This window comes from Lentzea flava (assembly GCF_014648475.1).
Lineage (GTDB): Bacteria > Actinomycetota > Actinomycetes > Mycobacteriales > Pseudonocardiaceae > Lentzea > Lentzea flava.
In genome coordinates, this window is sequence record NZ_BMRE01000157.1 from 1 (window position 1) to 769 (window position 769).

Genomic DNA, 769 nt, shown 5'->3' on the forward strand with positions numbered 1-769 from the left:
TCCTCGACGCGATCAAGACCCGAGCCGCTGCACACTACATTTGGCCCAACTCGGGACGACGGGCTCCACCGATGACTCGCCCAGGTAGCGGACGTCGAGCCGGAATCTGTCGCCGGCATGTTTGACCGGCTTGATCGAAAGCGTGCCAGCCGGAATGCCGTTTCTGCCGACGTCGACGTGAGCGGTGGCAGAGGCCTTGTCGCCCCGGATGTCGAGCAATGCATTCTGCAATAGTTCTGCTCGCGCGACCGTCTCCTCATCGGCGCCTGGCTCGATCTTCGCCTGGTCGGGGTCTACTACCGACATGTCGAATGCGCCTCGGACCTTGGTCAAGTCCGGCTCGGGCACGGCCAGCTCTGGGAAGAGCGGATCCGGATCGCCGACCAGGGACTTTTCCAGCTTGTCCAACGCCTCGACGGTCGCTTCGAGGAACTCCCGGAACGACGACGGTCGCTTCCACGCCATCCGCGATTTGCTGGAGACGGTGAGCCATTTTCATCCTGCGGTGATCTCGTAGTTCTGTAGGACGTGGATGGCTTTGGCCAGTCGGCCGGCGCGGCGGGGGCAGCAGCGGAGTTTGCGCAGGATGCGCCAGGTCTTGAGCTGGGCGTTGGCACGTTCACCGGGTGCACGCAGGCGGGCGTGGGCCCGGTTGGCGTCCTTCTGCGATTCGGGCTTGTTGCGGCCCTTGCAGGGGGTGATCACGTGGCGGCCTGTCGTGTCGTAGCCGTGGTAGCCCTTGTCTCCCAAGGCGATCAGGCCGGTCTCG

Annotated in this window: 2 protein-coding genes; both read right to left on the reverse strand. The window is 64.5% G+C overall.

Annotated elements, in window-relative coordinates; genetic code table 11:
* Positions 1-12 precede the first annotated feature (12 nt).
* The gene (locus tag IEZ09_RS45940; protein WP_189260148.1) at positions 13-465 is read right to left on the reverse strand and encodes a hypothetical protein; all 453 of its coding nucleotides are present in this window, start codon (positions 463-465) and stop codon (positions 13-15) included.
* A gap of 30 nt (positions 466-495) precedes the next feature.
* A partial coding sequence (locus tag IEZ09_RS45945; RefSeq protein WP_308427941.1) for a transposase family protein occupies positions 496-769 on the reverse strand: 274 nt, incomplete at its 5' end.

Excerpts from the sequence above, each read along its gene's own strand:
- IEZ09_RS45940 (WP_189260148.1), bottom strand. The coding sequence starts at position 465 with ATGGCGTGGAAGCGACCGTCGTCGTTCCGGGAGTTCCTCGAAGCGACC.